This window comes from Rothia sp. HSID18069 (assembly GCF_003989155.1).
Taxonomy (GTDB): domain Bacteria; phylum Actinomycetota; class Actinomycetes; order Actinomycetales; family Micrococcaceae; genus Rothia; species Rothia aeria.
In genome coordinates this window covers 243,255-267,123 of sequence record NZ_RBMG01000002.1, presented here as the reverse complement: position 1 = coordinate 267,123, position 23,869 = coordinate 243,255, and the positions used below count along the sequence as shown (strand labels likewise).

Genomic DNA, 23,869 nt, shown 5'->3' with positions numbered 1-23,869 from the left:
AATACTGCGTGCGGGAAATCAATACCTACTGATGACAGTTGAAAGCTGAGCGAGTACTACGGCACCTGAGAAGGCACCTCCCCTCAGTGTGCCCGCAGGACTCATAAAACTCAAGTAAATATTGACGATTGGGTAGATTTTTTCTTGAAAATATGATAAACAACCTATCCAGGTTGCATATACTCTACTTTTTGGTTGTACTTATTCCACCCCTTGATACGTTTTAATGTTTTACCGGTGTAGTAAACCGGTGACAGGTGGCTATTTTATGATGCGCATCGCATAAAAAACAGGTTTTTCGTGATGGAAAACACCTTAAAAATAGTGTCTTGGGAGCCATGAAAAGACAAAAAACGAACCCTCTCATTTGAAAGTTAAACATTCAAACGAGAAAGTCCGTTGCTCCAACTATAGGTTTATATAAAGCTTTACCAGAAGCTCTATAGTCCGCTGTATTTCAGGGGAATCAAGGGGTGGGTGAACCCCAAGTAAGCAGCTGCATTATTGCTGCTGTGCATCTGTTGCTAGGTGTGATGCTCCTGCTGTGAGGTGGGGTGGAGAATATGCACCGCTCCACTATTGACCGCGCCACCGCTAAATGCATAAATATAGGCTGTTCCAATCATGCAATCAGCTGCAAAAACACTAGCCAACACCGTCCGCCGGCAGTGTGAACATCGGTACTGATGGCGTAGAACACGTCATTGGTGTATACCCGTATTTCATGCCATTGGCAGGGCATGAAATACGGGTAGGATTGAGAGCTTCACCTGTGTGCGGCTGGAAGCCGCAGCTAGGGGTGCGCAGAGAGGCCTATAACCTGGTTTTATGACATAAGTTCATCATTAGACCTAGGCGGGGAAACAGAAACCATATTCCAGGTACCCCGGCTCAAGATCAGTAGATGCTGTAAAGTAGGTTCCACCTATGTCTGGAGAAATATAAGAATCGCCGCCACCGCCGCCACCCATCGTGACCCCCATGCCAATGGCGTACACTTCGCCGCTGTGCTCATCATACTTTTGCATTCCAAGTGCGAGAACACCACCTGAACTGCCACCGCCCCAGCCAGCTCCACCACCGGGTGAAACCGCATACCCAGAGACGGCATGCACATATTCTGAAGCATTAGCGTCATCACCATAAAACTTATGGGTGCTGTAGGCATACCCATACGCTGCCACGCCGTCCGCTCCGTGAGCACGCAGACCGTCGCCTCCAATGCCCCCGGTGGTGCTCATGGTGCGGATGGTGACAGGTGTCTGTTCGACGCTCTTGAAAACAAACGGGTCAATAGTGGGGAGTTCGGCGGGTTCTGAGCCTTTACCCCCTATTCCACCGTATCCTCTTTTGCCTCCATGTACGAATAGTTGTTTCCCCTCGTAGAATCCGTAGTAATTACGGTAGCCGTAAAAGTTTCCGTCAACGGACCAACCATCTCCACCGTAGTGTAGTGGATGAATTGAGTCTCCTCCCATCCCCATGTAGGGGGAACCGTAATTCTCCCATGAGGCATCCCTCTTATGATCAGATGTATTTCTGGAATCATCTGCGGTACCTCGGAGACCGGCGCCTCCGCCGCCGCCAGCAACAACAAGAACTGTTTCTTGTGCAGGATCAGCAGGATCAACCCTCACAATTGCTGATGACCCGCCGCCTGATCCGCCGTATATCACTACGTTGTCTGCTTTAAGGTCTGTCAGGATCTTCTGTTCTTCGGCAGGTATAACCGATGAGGGAGAAAGCTTAGAAGAACCGCCTTTACCGTATCCGGCACCCCCTTCTGCTGGTTGGGTACCGAAAGCCTGGCCGGAGGAACCCAAATAAATTTTAAAGATCTGACCGGGGATCACCTCAAGATCCCCCGAGACCTTTGCTCCATGTCCGCCGATAGCATACGATTCCAGGTATCCGCCTGCGCCTCCAACAAGCTCGAAGTACAGACTGGCTGCCCCATCAGGTACAACAATCTCGTGATAGTTTGTTTCTGCGGCGGTAATCCTACTGCTTTTAGGGCAGATGAGACGTGTCGATGATGCCGCATAGGCGGGTACTGCTGTGGAAGCTAACACTGCAGGTGCCGCCCAGGCGGTACCAGTCACGAGTTTTCGGCGTGAAATCTCTTGGGTCATCGTATGAAATTTTCCTTGTGTTTGAGTGAATGTGAGTGAGCGTCCCACCCAAGGTGCACATCACGCTGGGCGCAGCATATGCAGCAGGTCATAAGGCCCGCCACGCAGCGGACTGCAAAAATATTCGTGCCCGTATGATAAGTCGGTCACGTAAGAAACGCCTTGAAGAGACCAGTTTATTATTCCACAGCAGAAGCGGTATTGAATAGTTTCTAAAACTCAAGTGAATAGTAAAAGATACCCCTATTCGCTGGCGCTCGAACCTGCCCCTTGAACCCATTCATGCCAAGGAGAAAACCGCCACTAAACCTATTTGGGGATAAAAATTATCTGGGCCACACACGCTATACCCACAATTAGCGTATGGGGCCCAGATAAGTCTGTGTGCTGATCGCTCGTGAACCTTGGTTAAGGCCAGGGATACATTTTCCCGTCATGGTCGATCTGGTTGTTGCGTGACGGGCAGAACGAGTACTGTGCCGTGCCGTCTGTGAACTCTTCACGGTTCTTGCCTCGGCTGTACCCAACCATCTCAACATGTGCGTCAAGCACGTTGCTGTTCACATAGTTGCCGCCCGCGCCGCCAGCACCAGAGACCGCGCCGGCGCTCACCGCGTACGTTTGCGGTTTGGAGTTATTCGCAAGCTGGTCGGTGGTTTGCGCGCCAACCACCACGGCCGCACCCGAACCGCCGCCGCCATAGCCGCCGCCACCGCCACCGGAGACAATGTACGCCGCCACGTTATAGTCGTAGGTTTGTGCGTTTTCCGGCAGGGTAGCGGCAATATTCGTGACATACCCGTAGGCGGCCACGCCGTCACCGCCGTGCCCGAAGTCGCCAGTGCCACCAGCGGCCCCGGCAACACCACGTGAGCGGATCTGCGACTGCGGTGTGCTTGTGAACGAGAGCCCGCGGGCACTTCTGAACGTGGGGTTGTTGCCGCCGCGTGCGCCTCGGCCGATGTTCCTGCCTGCGGTAGCTCCTGAGGGGGCAATAATTCGGCCGGCGCCGTACTGGGCGTATACCTCTTCAGCGTTTTTGCTGGGTTTGCTGGCCTTCGATTCACCGCCGTCGCCGCCGTTACCCAGGTAGGGCGGGCTGTAGCGCGGGGCCCACTTGGGAACATCGGGGTCGAACTGCCGCCAGGTGGGCATTTTCGCCCCATCGGGTAGGTTCGTGCGGGAAGTGGCGATAATGCCGCGTGCCCCGCCTCCGCCGCCTCCGCCTGCAACGGCAATGAGGGTTTCTGCGTCACCGTCAAGCAGCGCCAGCGCCGATGAGCCGCCGCCCGAGCCTGAGTAGATGATCAGGCGGTTGTAGTCTGCACTGGTCATGCGCTCCTTGTCGGAGTCTTCGTACACGTACTCCGGCATGAGCGCCGATGAGCCGCCGCGGGTGTAGCCGTCACCGCCGTCGGCGGGCTCATAGTAGTGGCCGATACCGCCAGCCGCCAAGTAGAAACGGTACTTCTGCCCGGGGGTGACTGCGATAACTCCGCTTACTTCCGCGCCGTAGCCGCCTGAGCCGCCGGAGTAGTCGTCCATATCAACCCCGCCGCCTTGGCCGCCTTCAATGTAGAACCGCATGTACGAGACACCGTCGGGGATGGTGATGTCTTCAATTGCGCGCTCGCGCGGGGTGCGTTCTGGGGCGACTTCGTGCATGTACTGGCGCAGACCGTAGGCGGAATCTTCACCGGGTTCGAGGTCAAAATGCAGGCAGGGGGCGAGGTCCATGATGGAGGCGGAGTACGCCGGGATCGCGGTGGAAGCTACCACCGCGGGGGCAGCCCAAGCGGCCCCTTTAACAAGATTTCTGCGAGAAAATCCCCGGGTCATGGCATGTGTCCTTGAATATGAGCGTGAGTGATATGAAGGGTGTGAAAACTCAACACATTATTGCTGGCGCATATCTATACGCTACGTCGATAGTGTTAATAGGCGCGTGCTCTTCGGCGGGCGTCTGAGTATTCACCCGTCATTCTGCCATACGAAGGTGCAGAACTACTATTTGGTGACATTCAACTAGACATTTATTTTTATTTCAATATTTATGCGCACACCCTTGAAAATCAACCGTGCAAAGTTGTATAAGAATAAGTAGTGTGATGAATATTTCGCGGAATATTTTTAATGTGGACACAAACCTTCATAAATACTTGACTTGTAAAGTAATTGGGTTTAGGGTAGGTGGGCATAACCGAGAATTAGACATCCTGTGATAAAAGCACACGGAACACACGGAAGGCAGTGAACAATGAACGCTCACAAAACAACTCCCACCCTCGAACACCTCCAACCGGCGCCCGGCACCAGCAAGAAGCTCGGCTTCCTCTCCTTTGGGCACTGGGCCGAAATTCCCGGATCGCGTGTGAACAGCGCCTCCGACTCGCTGCACCAGGCTATCGACTTGGCGGTAGGTGCCGAAGAGATCGGCCTGGACGGCGCGTTCTTCCGCGTGCACCATTTTGACCAGCAGCAGGCCACCCCGTACCCGCTTCTGTCGGCGATCGCCGCTAAAACCAGCCGCATTGAGCTTGGCACCGGCGTGATCGATATGCGCTACGAAAACCCGCTGTATATGGCCGAACTCGCCGCGATGTCCGACCTGATTTCCGCCGGACGCCTGCAGCTGGGTGTCTCACGCGGCTCGCCCGAATCCGTTATCCGCGGTTTCGAGAGCTTCGGATATTACCCCGCTGAGGGTGAAGATGAGAGCGCGATGGCACGCCGTCACCTCGACCTCTTCATGAAAGCAATTCAAGGTGAAGGCATGGCACCCTCTGCGCGAGTACAGGGCAAGTATGCCCCCGTGCAGCCGCAGTCGCCCGGCCTGAGTGAGCGCATCTGGTGGGGTGCGGGGACCGACAACACCGCCGTATGGACAGCGCAGCAGGGCCTGAACCTCATGTCTTCAACGCTGATGCTCGAAGATAAAGGCATGCCCTTCGACCAGCAGCAGGCCGAACAGATTCGCCTCTACCGCGAGGCGTGGGTCAAAGCGGGGCATACCCGCGTGCCGCGTGTGTCGGTCTCGCGTTCGGTGATCCCCATTATTGATGCCGAGTCGGCACGTTATTTTGGCCGCCGCGCGGAGGAAGATTCGCAGGATTACACCGGTATTATCGACAACACCTTCTCCCGGTTTGGGCGCAGCTACATTGGCGACCCCAACCTAATCGCCGAAGAACTAGCGCGTGATGCGGCCGTTCAGGCGGCAGACACCGTGCTGCTGACCGTGCCGAACCAGCTGGGCGTGGACTTCAACCTGCGGATGCTCGAATCCATTGTGAAGGACATTAAACCCGCGCTGACGGTGAAGGCGTAACGCGGCTGAACGGTTGAACCCCCTGCCTGTGTGAGCCCCCGGACTGCCCCGGCAGGGCACGGCTGGATAGTAAAGGATGGCTAGATAACGCCTTTGCGGCGGAGCTTACGCTCCACCGCATCGGGGCGATAACGCACATCCGCCCACGTGAGACACACAAAATCCCAGCCTTCGCCACGAATCGCCTCTTCGCGGGCTTTCTGGGCCGGGGTATCTTGCGGTGAAACATTCTGCGGCGGGGCGTGCTCCGGTGCGCCAACAACCTCAACCACCACACCGTGCTCAACGAGTGCCGCACCCACCCGGAACGTCTGCAACGGGGTAGAAATCCGGTACTGCTGCACCGGCTCCAACCCGAGGTTCAGAAGCGCCACCCGTGCCAGCGTCTCGGCGGGTGAAGCGGATAAGGGGCTCATGGCAGCCGCCACACGGTGCGCATTCTTAGACCCCCGGCTTCTGCGCACCGCCATGAGGCTATCGTGCAGCTCATTATGCGTGAGGTTGGGGAAGGAACGCAGGGTGCTTTCGGCAATCACCATGGCCTCCGCGAAATCCGTATCGCGTACGCTCCCAATGGTTGCGGTCACGGGGTCAACCACCCGCAAACCGCCGGGGCCGGTCAGTATGGTGGCGCGGTGGCTGGGCTCATCCTGCCGGTACTGCAAGCCACTGTTGGTTGCCCCGCCGCTTCCTAACACCTGGAGTTTATCGGGGATGCTCAGCGTCTGAATACCGTGAATAATGGCTGCGCTGCGGTGACTAAAGACGGGGTCACGCAGCACGCGGGCGTGCGCAATAATACGCGCCAAATGCTTATCAGCAGGGTTCAGCTCAGCCCACTCGGGGGCGCTCATGTACTGCCCCTGGGCGAGCCGAACCGTATCGCCGCCGCGCAGCCCACCGTGAGAAAACTGGGGTTCAGGCCCTTCACTAAGGCCAGTTTTTATATTTTTTATTTTATTAGATAGTATTTCATGCTTTTCCATACTGTTTATAAAAGCATTATGGCCTAAGGTTCGCTTCCCGGCGTACCCTAGCCTGTGGATAATAGCGGTTTAAACGGAAATATCCACAAGCTGAGCATAAAAACCCCGTCACGGCGCGTCACATAATCCGCCCACACAAGACACCCGACCCAGACACACCAGCCCTGGGGCAACTAATAGAAACCCAAGAGAAAAGCACCCCATCCGCGCCCGCAGCATTTTATAGAATGGGGAGCATGGCTGATGAACTGTACTCCCGCATCCCCGACACCCCCATAAGCGACGATACCGCCCGGCTTGAACGCATCCGGGGCGCCCTTGAGAAGCTCAACTACAGCTACGACGGGGTACGTGAATTGTTGGGGGAACGCGCCTTTGAGGCAATGGCGCGCGACCAGGTTGTGCCCGGCACCTGGCGGGTACAGAACATCCTCGATGATGCGAACACCACCGACCCTGACCGCCGCCTGGCGCGCATAATCGGGTTTTTCCTGTTCGCACGCACCCTAACCCGCACGGAACTTGCCGATGCGCTCGGCGGCGAACCCGCACTTGATGACTTTATCGCGGCACACCTCGTGGAACCGGCGGAGTCAGACAATGCCCGCACCCCCGAGAATACCGGCGAAGAACCGCAGTACCGCGCCGCGTTTGACCTGCGACCGCATTCGGCTGATGACGGCACCGAGCTGTGGGTGACCTCCGATTTGGGGGCGCATCAGCGACCCGGGGTGCTGCGCAAGGACCACGTGCTGGGTATTGGGCAGGCATCCCTGACCCTGGCGCAGATTACCGAGCGCACCCCCGTGGCGCGTGCCCTCGACGTGGGGGCAGGATGCGGTATTCAGACCTTCCACCTGCTCGCCCACGCAGACCACGTGACGGCCACCGATATTTCACCGCGCGCCCTCGCCTTCGCCCGGTTTAACCTGCTGCTGAATGCCCCCGCTCTGAAACTCGACCCGCAGAACCTTGAAGCACGCGTCAGCCTTCGACAAGGCTCTTTGCTGGAGCCCGTGGCGGGGGAGCAGTTCGACCTTGTGGTCTCAAACCCGCCGTTCGTCATTACCCCGCGCCGCGCGAACGAAAGCAGCGACGACCAGTTCACGTACCGCGACGGCGGGCTGCCCGGCGACGATATTGTCAGCACACTCATTCGGCGCATCCCCGAGGTTCTGGTGCCCGGCGGGCGCGCCCAGATGCTCGGCAACTGGGAAATTCACCGCGACAACACCGGCGAGGCGCAGCCCTGGGACGCGCGCCTGCGCACCTGGTTCGCCGAATCCGCCACCGGCACCCCGAGCGAAGCGTGGGTAATTCAGCGCGAAGTGCTCACCCCCGAATCCTATGCGGAAACCTGGCTCAAAGACGCGAGTGAAAACCGCGACCGCGACCACTACGAGAACACCTATCGTGCCTATCTCGACGACTTTAAAAACCGGAACGTTCATTCTATTGGGTTCGGGATGCTCTGGCTCCGCCGCCCGGCGCACACCACCGAAACCGCACCCCTGAACCGGTTCGAAGACATCACCTACCCCATAGCCCAGCCCATCGCGCAAAGCATCACCGAGGCCGTGGCACGCTTCGACCGCCTTACCGCCCTGACCGATCAGGCGCTCGCCGAAGCCCACCTGGTGGTCGCCGAAGACGTGACCGAAGAACGCCACGGCCGCCCCGGCGCCGAGCATCCGAACGTGATCCTGCTGCGCGCCGGATCCGGGCTGTGCCGAACAATCCTGCTCTCAACCGAAACCGCCGGATTCGTCTCCGCATGTGACGGCGAGCTGAGCATCGGGCAGATTCTGGGCGCGCTCGCCATGCTCCTGGGCTGGGAAGACTACACGCCGGATGCGCACGCCGCCTTCGGCACCGAGAACGAGCATCCGCGCGACACCCTGCTGGTCGCTATTCGAGAACTCATCGAAAAAAGCTTTCTGCACTTCGCAGACGAAAACAGCTAACCCCACCCGCCCCATGCTAAAAAGGCTCTTTATTCCAATAAAGCGGTGTTTTTAACGCTTTATTGGAATAAAGAGCCTTTTTATGCCCCGCCCGGCGCACCCCCTACACTAAAAGAATGAGCATACAAGAGCACAACCAGATGATGAGCACCGAATCCTGCTGGGAAACAATACGGGAAAACACGCTCGGGCGTCTCGTTATCACCGACGGCCAGTTCGTAGACGTACTACCGGCCTTCTACGGGGTCACCGGCGACGAAATCTACCTGCGCACCACCCGCGGCGACAAACTCTCCTCCGTGGTGGTCAGCCGCCGCGTAGCATTCGAAATCGACGAGCCCCTGCCGGAAGGCATACGCACCGTCATCGTCCAAGGGGTGGCGCACTGGCTGCCCAACGAAATGACCCCGGATGTGGTGCACACTCTAGGGTTGCGTCATTTTAGCGACGGCAATAAGATGCAGTGGGTGCGCATTGAGCCGCGCAAAGTATACGGCCGCGAATACCGGCTGGTTGAAACCGACAGCGGGCAGTAGACACAGCCCACACCACGGGCACCAGCCCGCAGGGCGAACCCGGCGCGTTGCCCCACCGCACCCTAACTTGCGCCCGCCACATTAATGGCTTTACATAGAGGGAACACCCGGCGCGTTGCGCCGCCAATGGGAGTTTCGGGCGCACTATGCGCTATTGTTGAATCGCATCTAGACTGAAAACCACCCCACACGAGGAGAGCCGTGCCCACCAAGGCAAAGAACGGAAAAGCCCTACTGATCGTTGAGTCCCCATCGAAGGTGAAGACCATCAGCGGTTACTTAGGCGGCGAATTTCTGGTGGATTCGTCCATGGGACACATCCGCGACCTGCCGCAGCCTTCCGAACTGCCCGAAAACCTGAAAAAAGGCCCGGTCGGCAAGTTCGCGGTCAATATCGACGACGATTTTGACCCCTACTATGTGGTCAACCCCGACAAGAAGAAAAAAGTCGCCGAACTCAAACGCAAACTCAAAGACGTTGACGCCCTCTACCTCGCAACCGATGGTGACCGCGAAGGTGAAGCGATCGCCTGGCACCTCAAAGAGGTTCTGAAACCCAAGGTTCCCGTCTACCGCATGACCTTCCCCGAAATCACCCGCGAAGCCATTGAACGCGCCTTCGGGGAACTGCGCGATATTGACCTGCACCTGGTCGATGCCCAAGAAACCCGCCGTATCCTTGACCGTATCTACGGTTACGAAATCTCACCCGTGCTGTGGCGCAAGGTTGGTCGCGGCCTATCCGCGGGTCGCGTACAGTCCGTGGCAACCCGCCTCGTTGTTGAGCGTGAACGCGAACGCATGGCTTTCGTCGCCGCCAACTACTGGGATCTGACCGGGCATTTCATCACCACCAGCAGCGAAGGTTTTGACGCCAAACTCGTGGCGGTTGACGGCACCCGAGTTGCCACCGGCAAAGACTTCGCCGACGACGGCACCCTCACCTCCACCAAAGTCACCCACCTCTCAGAGGCGGATGCACGCACCCTCGCCGAAGCCCTCACCGCCGCCCCCTTCGCGGTGCGCTCGGTCGAAACCAAACCCTACAAACGCCGCCCCGCCGCGCCGTTCACCACCTCAACCCTGCAGCAGGAGGCGGCACGCAAGCTGCGCTTCTCATCGCGCGTAACCATGCAGGTTGCCCAGCGCCTCTACGAGAGCGGCTACATCACCTATATGCGTACCGACTCGGTGGCCCTCTCAGACCAGGCCGTGAAGGCGGCACGCCGCCAAGCATCCGAACTCTACGGCGCCGAATATGTGCCCTCCGCGCCGCGCACCTACGCCTCCAAGAGCAAAAACGCGCAGGAAGCGCACGAAGCAATCCGCCCCGCAGGTGACGCTTTCCGCACACCCGACGCCGTGCGCGGCGCGCTCTCCAACGACGAATACCGGCTGTACGAGCTGATCTGGAAACGTACCGTCGCCTCGCAGATGGCAGACGCCACCGGTTCGACCGCATCCGTGCGGCTAGGGGCAACCGCATCCAACGGGCGCGACGCCGAGTTCGCAGCATCCGGCACCGTCATTACCTTCCGTGGCTTCCTCGCCGCCTATGAGGAAGGGGTGGACGCAACCCGCCTGGCAGAACGCGACGCCAAGAACGCCGAGAAACGCCTGCCCGCGCTCGCACAGGGTGACCCGCTCACCGCCGAAAACATTGAAGCCGCCGGGCATGAGACTCTGCCCCCGCCCCGCTACACTGAGGCTTCGCTCGTGAAGACTCTTGACGAGCTGGGCATTGGGCGCCCCTCCACCTACGCCGCCGTGATTTCAACGATTATGGATCGCGGCTATGTGCAGGTGCGTTCCGGTTCGCTCGTGCCTTCGTGGACTGCGTTCTCGGTGGTGCGGCTGCTTGAAAACAGTTTCGGCCCTTACGTGAACTATGAGTTCACCGCGCAGATGGAAGAAGACCTTGACCGTATTGCCCGCGGCGAGGAGTCGCGTGTGGAGTGGCTGGGCGACTTCTACTTTGGTGGCGGGGTGCAGAAGAAACGCGGGCTCAAGCCGATTGTGGATAATCTGGGTGATATTGATGCCCGCGATATTAACTCGATCCGCATTGCTGACGGCATTGTGCTGCGCGTGGGTAAATTCGGCCCCTACCTTGAGGCTGAGGGCGCCGTCAATACCGAAACCGGTGAGGTTTCTGACCCTGTGCGCGCTAATGTTCCCACCGATTTGGCGCCCGATGAGCTGACCGCTGAGAAAGCGAAAGAGCTGCTTGAGCAGGGCAAATCCGATGGGCGTGTGCTCGGCACCGATCCGGCCTCCGGGAACCAGATTATCGCCCGCGACGGGCGCTACGGCCCCTACGTTACCGAAGTTATCGAAGAGATGACGGAGGAGCAGATTCAGGCGTACCTGGATGCGCAGCCCACCGAATACTACAAGAACGGCAAACCCAAGCCGAAGAAGAAGCCCAAGCCCGCTAAGCCGCGCACCGCATCGCTCTTCAAATCTATGGATTTGGCGACCGTAACCCTAGAGGATGCGCTCAAACTCATGAGCTTGCCGCGCGTGCTCGGCACCGATGCGGAAGGCAACGAAATCACCGTGCAGAACGGGCGGTTTGGCCCGTACCTGAAGAAGGGTACCGACTCGCGGTCGATTGGGTCTGAGGAAGAAATCTTCACGATCACCCTTGAACAGGCGCTCGATATTTATGCGCAGCCTAAACAGCGCGGGCGAGCCGCCGCTAAGCCCCCGCTCGCTGAGCTTGGTGTAGACCCGAACAGTGAAAAGAATATCGTGGTCAAAGACGGGCGGTTCGGACCGTACATTACCGACGGCGTTACCAACATTACGGTGCCGCGTTCGGAAACCATCGAATCGCTCACCCATGAGCGCGCCGTCGAACTCCTGGCCGAAAAGCGTGCTAAGGGACCTGCGAAGCGTAAGACCGCGGCGAAAAAGACAACCGCCAAGAAGAGCACCGCGAAGAAAACAACCGCTAAAAAGTCCACTACTGCAAAGAAGACTGCGGCTAAGAAGGACTAGTTCGTCTGACGCTGGATGAGTGCGCATTGTGCCAGACTTAACGGAGTTGTATATTATCTCGGCACCTGCTGGGGGAGGGGAGCGCGCCGTGCGCCTTGGAGTTCTTGACGTGGGGTCGAACACCGTTCACCTGCTGCTTATTGACGGGCACCCGGGTGCCCGCCCCGAACCGTACGCTTCGCATAAGATTCCGCTGCAGCTGGTGCAGTATTTGACGCCGTCGGGTGATATTTCTGATGAGGGCCGCGCCGCGCTGACCGAGTTCGTGAAGTCTGCCCGCGATTTCGCCATTGAGAACAGCGCCGAGGACCTGCTCGCCTTTGCGACCTCCGCTATTCGTGAGGCCGGTAATGGTGCTGAGGTTCTGCAGCATGTGCGGCGGAAAACCGGGGTGAGCCTGAGCGGGATTTCAGGCGACCAGGAGGCGGCTATCACCTATTTCGCGGTGCGCCGCTGGCAGGGGTGGGGTGCGGGGCGCATCCTGAATTTTGATATTGGGGGCGGCTCGTTCGAGTTTTCCACGGGCACGGATGCCTTACCGGATGCGGCAATGTCGGTGCCGTTGGGTGCTGGCCGCCTGACCCGCGAGTTTTTTGAGGAACAGCCGCCCGCACCGAAGCAGACGAAGCGGCTGCGCGGGTATGTGTGTGAGCAGATTGAGCCGGTGGCGCAGCAGCTGCTGGCGTTTGGTGAGCCGAATATGGTGGTGGGTACCTCGAAGACGTTCCGTTCGTTGGCGCGTATTTGCGGGGCGGCACCGTATTCTGCGGGGCCGCATGTGAAGCGTGAGATGCATGTGACGGATTTGCGCCTGTGGACTCGCCGCATGGAGGCTATGGCTCCCGCCGAACGCGCTGATTTGCCCGGTGTTTCCCGAATGCGCGCCGACCAGGTTCTTGCGGGCGCGATGGCGGCTGAGGCTGCGATGGAGATGTTTGGTGTGGAAACGATGCGTGTTTGCCCTTGGGCGCTGCGTGAGGGCCTTATCTTGAGGCGCCTGGAGCACCTGGCGGAGGGCACCAGCACCCCGTTGGATCCGAAGACCCTGGTGGGGGAGTAGGAAGGGGGGACTCGGCGGGTCAAAGGCAGAAGCTAATGCGTAGCCGGGCTAATGAGCCGCTCCACGAGGGCTACCATAAGGTCCTTTTCTTTCGGGCTGCTCATGGCGACCATTAGGGTCATTGCCGCTAGGGCGTTGTTTGAGACTAGCGGTGTGCCATCGGCCGAAAACAGCAGGTTATTCTGGGCCAGAAACTCAATGAACAAGGCAGCTGCGCTACGTTTATTCCCATCAACCAGCGGGTGGTCTTTGACCATGAGGTACAGTAAGTTCGCTGCTTTCTGCTCGGTGGTTGGGTAGAGGTCTTCGCCCGCGAAACTCTGGTAGATGGTGGCGACAACCGACTTGAGTTTATCCCCGTTTTCGATCCCGAAAAGCCTATCCTGCGGGAATTCGCTGCGGGCACGGGCAATGATCGCCTGCGCTTCGGCATGAGTGAGCTGCCATACCGGCGCATTCCCGGTGGATTCGCTGGCAGAGAGAGTGCCTTCGTCGTAGTCGCGCAGGGCTTGCAGGCTTGGCAGATAGGCTGCGAGTACTTCACCGGTACCGGCCACAAGATGGTTATCTGCCCGCGCCATGACTTCTACGATCTGCCCGAGCTGTTCAAGCCGCTGTTGGTTAATGCTGTACCCCTGCACCAGGTATTCGCGCAGGCGCTTGGTGGCCCAGATGCGGAACTGCGTGGCCGTGGCTGATTTGACCCGGTAGCCCACGGAGATAATGGCATCAAGGTTGTAGTGCTCAACACTTCGCGTTACATTGCGCGTACCTTCACGTCGAACTATCCGGAATTTCCGGATAGTTGCCTCTTTCTCCAGCTCACCGCTAGAAAATATGTTGGATAGGTGCTCACTAATGGTGCGCACATCTACACCGAATAGCTCGCCCATCTGCCGCTGACTGAGCCACACTGTCTCGCCTTCTATTCGGACATCAATAGCAGGCTGATCGGTATGTGGCTGGTAAATAATGATGGAGTTATTAAATTCGTTCATGTGACACTAATTGTATTTAAAATTGATTTATAACCAATTATGGCATGAATTCAGTCGGAATTGAATGCGCATAATCTGCCTGTACCTCGATGACCGCCAGGATAGAAACAGTTATGGCTGTGCAGTAGCCTGTAAAAAGGCCCTGTGCTGACTTGTGAACTGGACTATATCTATATTGAGGAGTTTCTGTGCCTATCTATACACCTGAAGAATACCCGGCCGTGATCGAGCGTATTAAGACTAAAATTGCTCAGAAGAATATCAGCATGGGGCCTACCATTTCGGAGACGGAAATTGCTGCTTTTGAGAGTGCCTGCAACACCCGCCTGCCGCAGGCGTACCGGCTGTTTCTGCTGGAGGTTGGCGACGGCTGGAACGACCCGGCGGCGGAGGGCATCGCCAGCCCCATTCACCGGCTCGCAGAGATTGAGCACAAAGACCTTTCCCTCCCCATGACGCTCACGGACGGCTGGGTTTGGGAGGATGAGGAGGACGAAGAGCAGCTTAGCGACGAGTCCTTTGAACGTAAGCTGGGGAACCAGGGTGTTGAGATCATGGATGAGGGGTGCGGCATGACCTATGAGCTGATTACCGCCGGGCCGTGCGCCGGTGAGGTGTGGAGCTTCTCGGATGTGGGCGTTAGCCCCTGCTGTGAGCGCCAGGACTTCCTGGGCTGGTTTGAGCTCTGGCTAGACAGTGACGGCGACCCCGACTATTTCAAGGATTATGTCTACGAAGAAGACGAATAGCATATGCCGTAGGGGTTTATCAGGCCCCGTGTGCCTGGTTTTGATGCAGTTGAGGCACTTGGTGGAGGTACTAGTGCGCCGCTGAACCCGAATGTTTTGGCAGGGGATTAAGGGCGAGCAGCTGCATAAGCCGCCAGTACTTTCGCGTACTAGGGAGAGCCGTATAGTGTTGGGGACAGCTATTAAAGAATAGCTGTCCCCAAAACTCTACAGATTGATTAACTCTCCGTGTCTTCTGCTGCTACGTCTTCCACTTTTACTGTGGTGGCTTCCTCTCGCCATTTACGGAGCTCTTCGTTTAGAGATCGCAGCTTTTTCAAGAGTTCTTCCTTTTCTTTGAGATGTTTCACATCACGAAGTTTATTATTTATTTTTTCTATTTCTTGGAGTTTACCTTCAAGGTATTCCTTCTGCTCTGAAGTAAGGAATTTACAGCCAAGAGGTAAGCCTTCAAAGTTGCGGTAAATGGGGTAGCCCCTGCCGTTTTCGACTGTGAAATCATTATTAGGTGAGCCAAAAAGCGTGTTTTTGTGGTTTGTCTCATCATAGAACTGAGGAGCACAGTCTGTGAAGCGAGAAAAGCTGCTGTTGTCTCCGTCTGCTCCAAAATAAACTTTCTGATAGAAGATAGATCCGCTGAAGTGAGCCCCGCCCTGGTAGGTGGAGCAGCTGAAGTCAGCCCCGTCCTGGTAGGTGGAGCGGCTGAAGAGAGCCCCGCCCTGGTAGATGGAGCGGCTGAAGAGAGCCCCGTCCTGGTAGGTGGAGCGGCTGAAGTCAGCCCAGCTCTGGTAGATGGAGTCGCGGAAGTCAGCCCAGCTCTGGTAGGTGGAGCGGCTGAAGTCAGCCTCGCCCTGGTAGATGGAGCCGTAGAAGTGAGCCCCGCACTGGTAGGTGGAGCGGCGGAAGTCAGCCTCGCACTGGTAGGTGGAGCGGCGGAAGTCAGCCCAGCCCTGGTAGATGGAGTCGCGGAAGTCAGCCCAGTCCTGGTAGGTGGAGCGGCGGAAGTCAGCCTCGCCCTGGTAGATGGAGCCGTAGAAGTAAGCTACATCCTTGTAGGTGGAGCGGAAATTGGAAGTGCTAAAAGTAGCATCTTTCTCATAGGTAGAGCCGCTGAAATCTACCTTCTTGTAATAGTGTGATCCGCTGAAATTAACAGGTTTTTTGTAATAAGATTTTGTGAGCTCTACGGGGTAGAAGAATACGCTTCCTGAGAAGTTATACTCGAAATTTGACCATGGCCCCCAATCGTTTTCTCTGGAGGCTTGTATATGATCATGCATTTCTTTAATAATACCGAAGCGAACGTCTGCTTCAGATTTTAACACCGCTTTGTCTGCGTAGAATTCTTCTTCTTTATCTTTATAGATTCCTTCAGATGTGGGGCTGGCCTGAGATAACTCATCATAATAAGAAGCAAGGGGAAACGGAGAACGGATATAGGCACACAGGTTATTGATAATAGCCTGCCCCTCTTTAAGTCTCTCATCATCAGATAGGCTTTTCTCTTCAAGCCAATCATCCACTAATCCAACAAGTGTATATACGCCACCCATGCGAACAGGGGCTTTTTCATCGCCTAACTGTTCTACCGCTTTAGCATACCTTTCGCGCCGTTCCGCCTTAACCCAGCGCTCATGTTCTCTATCGTTCTTCTCTTTGTCCTGGTCGTTCTTGAGTTTTTCATTATTGTTTTTGCGAAATGTTTCGACAAGACCCATCACTGCGATAGCTCCACCGGTGATATAGAGAAAAGCTAACCGGAGGTTGCTCTGAGCCAGTAAGACGGGGGCACTCTTATCGTTGGCTGGTTCTCTAGGGGTTTCAAAAACTTGCTGTGGGATAGAGAGAGCACACGCTAGCCCGGTACTAGTAATCAGCAGAATAGCAATAGGAAGCCACCACCGTTTTATCCATAACCATATTTTATGCGACCGCCCAGGCTGTTCTGCTTCCTGCTGTTTTTTATCGTTCATAGGTGAGTAGACTCCTTGCGGTGAGTGTGTGCAAGTACCACCCTACCGCATCTTCAGCTCGCCTTTCAGATTTTTCTGAATTTTGGCTCAAGGTTTACCTGCAAATCTTTGTTGAGCAGGCAGGTAACGGCCCACTCCTGCGCATATTCAGAGGTCGTTGCGGGTTAAATCCTGTGGTCGAAACAAACCTGCCATACCAGCACGAACAAACCCTAGAGGGCAAACAAGCACCGTAGAATCTTAGTGCTCTTATACGGCAGGAGGTGGAGACCGCGAATCCTTTGGGGCGGCTAGTTATTAGTTATCTTCCTCTTCGGGCGCTGTACCCTCCACTTTTACTGTGGTAGCTTCCTTACACCAATCATGGAGCTCTTCGTTAAGAGCTTGCAGATTTTTCGAGAGTTCTGCCTTTTCTTTGGGGTCTTTCACCTCAAGAAATTTATTCTTCGTTTCGTCTATTTCTTGGAACTTATCTTTAAGGTATTCTTTCTGCTCTGAAGTCAGGAATTCACAGCCAAGGGGTAAGCCTTCGGAATTTAGAATAATAGGATAACCTTCATCGGTATCTACTGTGAAATCATTATTGGTTGAACCAAAAAGTGTTTTCTGATGATATGTTTCGTCATAGAAAATAGGGGCGTATTTTGTAAAACGGGACGGGTCGTTAAAAATGTATGTACCAAAATAAACGTCACTACAGAAAATAGACCCGCTGAAGTCAGCCCGACTCTGGTAGGTGGAGTCGCTGAAGTCAGCCCGACTCTGGTAGGTGGAGTCGCTGAAGTTAGCCCGACTCTGGTAGGTGGAGTCGTTGAAGTTAGCCCGACTCTGGTAGGTGGAGTCGTTGAAGTTAGCCCGACTCTGGTAGGTGGAGTCGTTGAAGTTAGCCCCGCTCTGGTAGGTGGAGTGGCTGAAGTTAGCCCGACTCTGGTAGGTGGAGTGGCTGAAGTTAGCCCGACTCTGGTAGGTGGAGTGGCTGAAGTTAGCCCCGCTCTGGTAGGTGGAGTCGTTGAAGTTAGCCCCGCTCTGGTAGGTGGAGTGGCTGAAGTTAGCCCCGCTCTGGTAGGTGGAGTGGCTGAAGTTAGCCCCGCTCTGGTAGATGGAGTGGCTGAAGTTAGCCCCGCTCTGGTAGATGGAGTGGCTGAAGTTAGCCCCGCTCTGGTAGGTGGAGTCGTTGAAGTTAGCCCAGCCCTTGTAGGTGGAGCCGGTGAAGTAAGCCCTGCCCTTGTAGGTGGAGCCACTGAAATTAATAGGTTTTGCGTAGTAAGAGTTCGTAAGGTCTATTGGGTAGAAGAAGGTGCTTCCCGAGAAATCATATTCAAAGTCTGACCACGCTCCCGGTGTGTTTTTGTCTGGGCCCTGTATGCGGTCGTGAATTTCTTTAATAATAGAAAGGCGAACGTCTGCTTCAGAATCTAATGTTGCTTTGTCTGCGTAAAATTCTTGCACTTTGTCTTGATAGACACCTTCAGCGCCTGGGGTGTCTTGCATAAGCTCATCGTAGTGAGATGCAAGAGTGAATGGAGAACGAATATAGGCACAAAGGTTATTGATAATAACCTGTCCTTCTTTGAGTCTGTCCTCATATTTTCTTATAGACTCTTCTTCGAGCCATTCGTCCACAAGCCCAACGAGTGTATATACGCCACCCATACGAACAGGTGCTTTCTCATCACCTAGCTGTTCTACCGCTTTGGTATAGCGTTCTCGTCGTTCTGCTTTACGGTCCTTAAAAGCATTCGCGTCAAACTGCTCTTGTTGTTTTTCTAGTTGCTTCTCAAACTGGTCTTTCTGTTGGTCAAGAGTATCTTGTTGATGAATTCGAAGGTTCTCAGCTGCTTCACGGTCATTATCGTTCTTACGACGAGTCTCACCAAGCGCAATAAGACCAATAAGCCCACCTGTCGCCAGGAGAATTGCTTGCCGGAGCGCCGCTGCTCCACCAGAATTAACGCCGCCTTCAGGTAGGCTCATGACAGCAGGTAGCAGGAACGCATATGAGCCACCCACTATGCCGCTCGAAAGAATGCGTGCATGGAACCAGCGAGGATCCTCATCTTTCTTGAAAATGGACCACAGAATCAGCACTAGATATCCGAGTGAAAGGATTCCGAGACCCCAAGCAAAATAGAACTGTGCGAAATGTTCAGAACTAACGTCTGGATTCCACCCTATTACCTGAGCGATACCCCACCATATGATGAGTAAGAGCACACAACCAAAGGTCACCCCTACAATCCCGCCAATAGCACGTGATTTCTCCTTCTGCTGTGAAGTATCTGGCGTAGTGCTCTGTTCTAACGTAGTATCTACATCTTCGTGTTCTTCTGGCATTGGCGCTCTTGCTCCTCAGGGTGGATGGTGTGTGTTCCTTTTTCACCCTACCGCATCTTCAGCTTACCTTTCAGATTTTCCTGAATTTTGGCTCAAGGTTTACCTGCAAATCTTTGTTGAGCAGGTAGGTAACGCCCTAGTCCTGCGCATATTCAGGGGGTGCAGGGTGAACCCTGTGGTCGAAACAAACCAGCCACACCAGAGCAGGGGCAACCCATATGGGGCATACGGCACCGTGGAATCTTGATGTTACGGCAGGAAGTGGAGGCAGTGAATCCTGCAGGCGGCTAGTTGTCATCCTCTCCAAGTGCTGTGCCCTCCACTTGTACCGTGGTAACTTTCTCACGCCAAACACGGATCTCACCGTTAAGAGATAGCGGGGTGTTGACAAGTATGGCGTTCCCCTCGGTATCTTTTACCTCACGAAATTTATTCTTCGTGTTTCCTATTTCTTGGAACTTATCTGCAAGGTATTCCTTCTGCTCTGCGGTGAGAAAAGCACAGCCAAGAGGTAAGCCTTCAAAGCCACGGTAAACAGGGTAGCCCCTACCGTTTTCGACCGTGAAATTATTGTTATGCGAGCCGAAGAGGGTGTTTTTATGGTTCGTCTCGTCATAAAACTGAGGGGCGCAATCTGTGAAGCGAGAAAAACTACTGTTGTCTCCGTCTTGGCCAAAATAAATGTCACTACAGAAAATAGACCCGCTAAAGTCAGCCTCGCCCCAGTAGGTGGATCGGCTTAAATCAGCCCCTTCCTGGTAGATAGAGTTACCGAAGCCAGTCCTGCCCCGGTAGGTAGAGCCGCTGAAATCGGCCCCACCCCAGTAGACGGAGTCATTAAAGGCAGCTTCGCCCCGGTAAGCGGAATCGCGAAAGACAGCCCAGCCTTGATAGACGGAGCCGCCGAAAACAATCTTGCCCCAGTAGGTAGAGTTGCTGAAATCAGCCCCGCGCCGGTAGGTAGAGCCACAGAAATCAGCCTCTTCCCGATAGGCGGAGCCATTAAAAACAACCCAATCCCGGTAGACGGAGCCACGAAAGAAAACTTCACCTTGATAAGTGGATCCGCTGAAGTTAACCCCATCCTGGTAGGTGGAGCTGCTAAAGACAGCCTTGTCCTGGTACGTGGAGCCGCTGAAGTTAGCCTGACTCTGGTATGTAGAACTGAGGAAATCAGCCCCGCGCCGGTAGATAGAGCCGCTGAAATCGGCCCCGCCCTGGTAAGTGGAACCACCAAAGCGAACCTCGTCCTGGTAGGTGGAGCCACTGAACTTAACAGGTTTTGCGTAGTAAGAGCGTGTGAAATCTATGGGGTAGAAGAAGGTGCTTCCCGAGAAGTCGTATTCAAAATCAGACCATGTTCCCGGGCTGTTTTTGTCCGGGCCTTGTAGGCGGTTGTGAATTTCTTTAATGATACTGAGGCGAATGTCTGCCTCAGATTTGAACTCTGCTTTATCAGTGTAGAATTCTTGTTCTCTATTTTTGTAAAAACCTTCAGATGTTGGGCTGTCTTGAGTTAGCTCATCATAGTGAAAGGCGAGAGCGAAGGAGGAACGGATATATGCGCAGAGGCTATTGATAATAACCTGTCCTTCTCTGACTTTTTCTGTGTAATCCAGGTTTTCGTCTAGTAGCCACTCATCCACGAGCCCAACAAGCGTGTATACGCCACCTATACGGACAGGGGCTTCTTTGCTTCCGAGTTGTTCCACCGCTTTGGTGTACCGTTCTCGGCGTTCTACATTATGTTTTTCTGGCATTGCTTATCGGGTCCTCTGCGCTGTGGTGACTTTTTCACGCCATTCATGGAGTGCTGTGTTGAAAGCCCGTAGCTTTCCTGGGAGTCCTATCTTTTCTTGGAAGCGTTCTGTGGTAAGAAGTTTCTCCCTCGTCTCTTCTATCTCTTTGAAGATACCGCTGAGATATTCTTCTTGTGCTTCCGCTAGGAAACAGCAGCCAAGGGGTAAATTTTCAAGGCCACGGTAAATGGGGTAGCCCCTGCCGTTTTCGACTGTGAAATTATTGTTATACGAGCCGAAGAGGGTGTTTTTATGGTTCGTCTCGTCATAAAACTGAGGGGTGCAGTCTGTGAAGCGAGAAAAGCTACTGTTGTCTCCGTCTTGGCCAAAATATATTTCACTACAGAAAACAGACCCGCTAAAGTCAGCCTCACCCTCGTAGACGGAGTGGCTGAGGCCAGCCCAACCGCAGCATATAGAGTCGTTGAAGTAAGCCCACCACCGGTACGTGGACCCACGGAAATCAGCCCAATACTGGTAGGTGGAGCCACCAAAATCAGCTGCGCCCTGATACGTGGAGCCACGAAGATCAACCCAATAGCGGTAGACGGAATCGTTAAAAGCGGCCGCACACCGGTAAACAGAGCCACGGAAGACAGCCTCACTGAGATAGGTGGAGCCGCTGAAGTACGCCCCTCCCCGGTAGGTGGATCTGGCGAAGCCAGCTGAACCCCGGTACGTAGAGCCACGGAAATCAGCCTCACCCTGGTAGATGGAACCATTGAAACCAGCCCGGCCCTGGTAGCTGGACTCGCTGAAGTAAACCTCATCCATGTAGGTGGAGTAGCTAAAATCAGCCTCACCCCAGTAGGCAGAACCACTGAAATTAACAGGCTTTGCGTAGTAAGAGTGCGTGAAATCTACGGGGTAGAAGAAAATGCTTCCCGAGAAATCGTATTCAAAATCTGACCACACCCCCGGGGTGTTTTCTTTAGAACCCTGCAAACGGCTGCGAATTTCTTTAATAATACTCAGGCGAACCTTCTTTTCAGACTCTAAACCTGCTTTATCTATATAGAACTCTTGTTCTCTATTCTTGTAGAGACCTTCGGCTGCTGGGGCGTCTTGAATTAGCTCTTCATAGTGGGAAGCAAGGGCAAACGGGGAGCGGATATATGCACACAGGATATTAATAATAACCTGGCCTTCTGCGATTCGTTCGTTATACTCTATATTCTCTTCTCTAAGCCATTCATCTACTAGACTAACGAGTGTGTACACGCCGCTCAAACGGACGGGAGCACTCACATTACCAAGCTGTTCTACCGCTGCGGCATACCGTTCCCGGCGTTCTGCATTATGTTTTTCTGGCATTGCTTATCGGGTCTTCTGTGCTGTGGTGACTTTTTTACGCCATTCATTGAATTCTTTGTCAAGAGGTTGCCGCTTTTCTATGAGCTCTTTTTTCTCTTCATCATTTTTCACGGCCAGGATTTCATCGCTGATTTCTTCCAACCTGCGGAGAATACCCTTCAGGTATTCCCCCTGCTCGGGTGCCAGGAAAGCACAGTTGAGGGGTAATCCCTCAGGCGTAAGGTAAATGGGGTGGCCCCTACCGTTTCCGACCGTGAAATTATTGTTATGCGAACCAAAAAGAGTATTTTGGTGGTTTGTCTCGTCGTAGAACGCAGGGGTGCACTGCGTGAAACGGGAGGAGCAGCTGCCGTCTATGTCTTCACTAAAATAGATTTTGTCGTCAAAAATAGACCCGTTAAAGGCTGCTACACCCTCATAAGTGGATCCGCTGAGATTAACCCAGCCCTGGTGGATAGACTCGCTGTAGTCAGCATTTCCCTGGTAGGTGGACTTACTGAAATCAGCCCAGCTCCCATAGATGGAGTTATCAAAGTTACCCCACCTCTGGTAGGTGGATCCGCTGAAGGTGGCCCACTCCCGATATTCTGAGCCGCAGAAGTCAGCCCCAGCCCGGTAGGCTGATCTGCGGAAGTCAGCTGCACCCCGGTAAGTGGAGTAGCTGAAGTCAGTGAGGGCTTGGTAAGCGGAGCCACTGAAATCAGCCTCTTGGTAGGTGGAGAAGTAGAAGTGAGCCTCATCCTGGTACCTGGAGCCGCTGAAATTAGCCTTGCCCTGGTGGGCGGCGCGGCTGAAGATAGCTCTGCCCTTATAGACGGAATCACTGAAATCAACTGTACCCGTGTAGCTGGAACCGCGATGATACGCCTCGTCGGCGTAGGTGGAGGCGCGGAAATCAGCCCTACCCTGATAGGTGGAATAGCTGAAATCGGTATCATCCCCATAGTCTGAGTTGCTGAAATCAGCGTCACTTTTGTATGTGGAGGGAGAAATGAAATCGCTAAAAACAGCTTTTTGTTTGTAGGTGGAGCGGCTAAAGTCAGCCCGACCCTGGTAGGCGGACTCCCGGAAGTCAGCTTCACCCTGATAGGTGGAATAGCTGAAATCGGTATCACCCCCGTAGTCTGAGTAGCTGAAATCAGCGTCACCGCAATAGTGGGAGCCGCTAAAATTAGCCCAGGCTTTATACACGGCATTATCGAATGCGGCAGGTTTTGCGTAGTAAGAATTTGTGAGATCTACGGGGTAGAAGAAGGTGCTTCCCGAGAAGTCGTATTCAAAACCTGACCATGTTCCCGGTGTGTTTTTGTCTGGTCCCTGTAGGCGGTGGCGAATTTCTTGAATAATGCTCAGGCGAATGTTTGCCTCAGATTCTAGCGCTGCTTTGTCAGTGTAGAATTCTTGTTCTCTATTTTTGTAAAGGCCTTCGGCTATTGGGCTGTCTTGAGTTAGCTCATTGTAGTGGAAGGCGAGAGCGAAGGAGGAACGGATGCAGGCGCAGAGGTTGTTAATAATAACCTGTCCTTCTCTAACTTTTTCTGCGTAGTCCAGGTTTTCGTCTAGTAGCCACTCATCCACGAGGCCAATAAGCGTATACACACCACCCATACGAACGGGGGCACTCGCATTACCAAGCTGTTCTACTGCTTCTGCGTACCGTTCCCAGCGTTCTGCATTATGTTTTTCTGGCATT

Annotated in this window: 15 protein-coding genes; 6 read left to right on the top strand and 9 right to left on the bottom strand. The window is 54.7% G+C overall.

From position 1 onward, the window contains the following. Positions 1-851: 851 nt before the first annotated feature. The gene (locus D8M41_RS06965) at positions 852-2,132 is read right to left on the bottom strand and encodes a hypothetical protein (RefSeq protein ID WP_126926663.1); all 1,281 of its coding nucleotides are present in this window, start codon (positions 2,130-2,132) and stop codon (positions 852-854) included. Positions 2,133-2,540: 408 nt separating this feature from the next. Beyond that, complete coding sequence (locus D8M41_RS06960; RefSeq protein WP_126926662.1) at positions 2,541-3,971, bottom strand: hypothetical protein; 1,431 nt, start codon at positions 3,969-3,971, stop codon at positions 2,541-2,543. A 418-nt stretch (positions 3,972-4,389) separates the two neighbouring features. Here D8M41_RS06960 and D8M41_RS06955 point away from each other — a divergent pair, with 418 nt between their 5' ends. Beyond that, complete coding sequence (locus tag D8M41_RS06955; protein ID WP_126926661.1) at positions 4,390-5,460, top strand: LLM class flavin-dependent oxidoreductase; 1,071 nt, start codon at positions 4,390-4,392, stop codon at positions 5,458-5,460. An 80-nt stretch (positions 5,461-5,540) separates the two neighbouring features. On the opposite strand, the gene D8M41_RS06950 is transcribed toward D8M41_RS06955, so the two are convergent. Further along, complete coding sequence (locus D8M41_RS06950; RefSeq protein ID WP_126926660.1) at positions 5,541-6,314, bottom strand: hypothetical protein; 774 nt, start codon at positions 6,312-6,314, stop codon at positions 5,541-5,543. A 368-nt stretch (positions 6,315-6,682) separates the two neighbouring features. Here D8M41_RS06950 and D8M41_RS06945 point away from each other — a divergent pair, with 368 nt between their 5' ends. The 4 genes from D8M41_RS06945 (at position 6,683) to D8M41_RS06930 (ending at position 13,009) form a co-directional block, all read left to right on the top strand. Further along, a complete protein-coding gene (locus D8M41_RS06945; protein ID WP_126926659.1) occupies positions 6,683-8,410 on the top strand; it encodes a DUF7059 domain-containing protein in 1,728 nt (575 codons plus the stop codon). Between the two features lie 116 nt (positions 8,411-8,526). Then, complete coding sequence (locus tag D8M41_RS06940; RefSeq protein ID WP_023133706.1) at positions 8,527-8,946, top strand: pyridoxamine 5'-phosphate oxidase family protein; 420 nt, start codon at positions 8,527-8,529, stop codon at positions 8,944-8,946. A gap of 201 nt (positions 8,947-9,147) precedes the next feature. Further along, positions 9,148-11,949 carry a type I DNA topoisomerase gene (topA, locus tag D8M41_RS06935; RefSeq protein ID WP_126926658.1) on the top strand — a complete coding sequence of 934 codons (2,802 nt, stop codon included), beginning with the start codon at positions 9,148-9,150 and terminating at the stop codon, positions 11,947-11,949. Positions 11,950-12,037: 88 nt separating this feature from the next. Next, positions 12,038-13,009, top strand: coding sequence for a Ppx/GppA phosphatase family protein (locus tag D8M41_RS06930; RefSeq protein ID WP_126500820.1), 972 nt, complete (start codon positions 12,038-12,040; stop codon positions 13,007-13,009). A gap of 32 nt (positions 13,010-13,041) precedes the next feature. Here the strand turns inward: D8M41_RS06930 and rhuM are convergent, their stop codons facing one another. Beyond that, positions 13,042-14,007, bottom strand: a complete 966-nt coding sequence (gene rhuM, locus D8M41_RS06925) for a virulence protein RhuM/Fic/DOC family protein (RefSeq protein WP_126926657.1) — start codon at positions 14,005-14,007, stop codon at positions 13,042-13,044. 188 nt (positions 14,008-14,195) lie between these two features. Here rhuM and D8M41_RS06920 point away from each other — a divergent pair, with 188 nt between their 5' ends. Next, positions 14,196-14,756 carry an SMI1/KNR4 family protein gene (locus D8M41_RS06920; protein WP_126926656.1) on the top strand — a complete coding sequence of 187 codons (561 nt, stop codon included), beginning with the start codon at positions 14,196-14,198 and terminating at the stop codon, positions 14,754-14,756. A gap of 218 nt (positions 14,757-14,974) precedes the next feature. On the opposite strand, the gene D8M41_RS06915 is transcribed toward D8M41_RS06920, so the two are convergent. The 5 genes from D8M41_RS06915 to D8M41_RS06895 all read right to left on the bottom strand — a co-directional run bounded on the left by D8M41_RS06915 (position 14,975) and on the right by D8M41_RS06895 (position 23,868). Continuing rightward, positions 14,975-16,729 (bottom strand): pentapeptide repeat-containing protein, encoded by a 1,755-nt coding sequence (locus D8M41_RS06915; protein ID WP_238693487.1) that lies wholly within the window; start codon positions 16,727-16,729, stop codon positions 14,975-14,977. Positions 16,730-17,026: 297 nt separating this feature from the next. After that, on the bottom strand, positions 17,027-19,063 hold the full coding sequence (locus tag D8M41_RS06910) for a hypothetical protein (RefSeq protein WP_238693486.1): 2,037 nt from the start codon (positions 19,061-19,063) through the stop codon (positions 17,027-17,029). A 287-nt stretch (positions 19,064-19,350) separates the two neighbouring features. Beyond that, positions 19,351-20,823 (bottom strand): hypothetical protein, encoded by a 1,473-nt coding sequence (locus tag D8M41_RS06905; protein ID WP_126926655.1) that lies wholly within the window; start codon positions 20,821-20,823, stop codon positions 19,351-19,353. Between the two features lie 3 nt (positions 20,824-20,826). Further along, positions 20,827-22,176, bottom strand: coding sequence for a hypothetical protein (locus D8M41_RS06900; RefSeq protein ID WP_126926654.1), 1,350 nt, complete (start codon positions 22,174-22,176; stop codon positions 20,827-20,829). Positions 22,177-22,179: 3 nt separating this feature from the next. Beyond that, positions 22,180-23,868 carry a hypothetical protein gene (locus tag D8M41_RS06895; protein WP_126926653.1) on the bottom strand — a complete coding sequence of 563 codons (1,689 nt, stop codon included), beginning with the start codon at positions 23,866-23,868 and terminating at the stop codon, positions 22,180-22,182. Position 23,869 lies beyond the last annotated feature (1 nt).